The 563-nt window shown below is 44.2% G+C and carries 1 protein-coding gene; it reads left to right on the forward strand.

The features are described 5' to 3' along the window. Window positions 1–302: 302 nt before the first annotated feature. Window positions 303–563: conjugal transfer protein TraF (gene traF, locus R7R24_RS29330; RefSeq protein ID WP_318120540.1), on the forward strand; the 261-nt coding region annotated here is incomplete at its 3' end.

Here is a 563-nt window from a genome sequence, read left to right on the forward strand (position 1 = left end):
CGAGACATGAATGGGCAAGTCACAGCACAACGCAATCCAGGTTCCGGTATGTCGTTCATCTTGCGATTTCAGCTCGCCAATACGATTGATTGAGCCACATAAAAAACTATGTGCATTTATCTTTATTCGTGCAGACCAATAACTCGCCCTCAGCTTTATAAAGCAGATTGCTTAACCTACGCTTAACATGATGAATAACCACCCTGCCATTCATCAATGGAATTGTTGGTTGTCGACATCCGCTTTGGCATCCAACCGTTAACTTATTACAAGTATTTACTTCAAGTAAGAATGGACGCGTTATGAGAAAAACAACTTTAGCAGTGACAAGTGCCCTTACTTTGTTGTCACTTCCTTCCTTTGCTGCGCCTTATGCAGCCGATGCTCGCAGTCACGGTATGGGAAATACTGGAGTGGTATCGGCAGATTATTTAACAGCTCCACTTCACAATCCTGCGCTTGGTGCACTTTATCGAGAAAACGATGATATTGGTCTACTGATCCCCGCCTTTGGCGTCAATATTCACGATGAAGATGACGCTCTTTCGACCGTCGATGACGTA

This window comes from Vibrio sp. 704, from assembly GCF_033339295.1.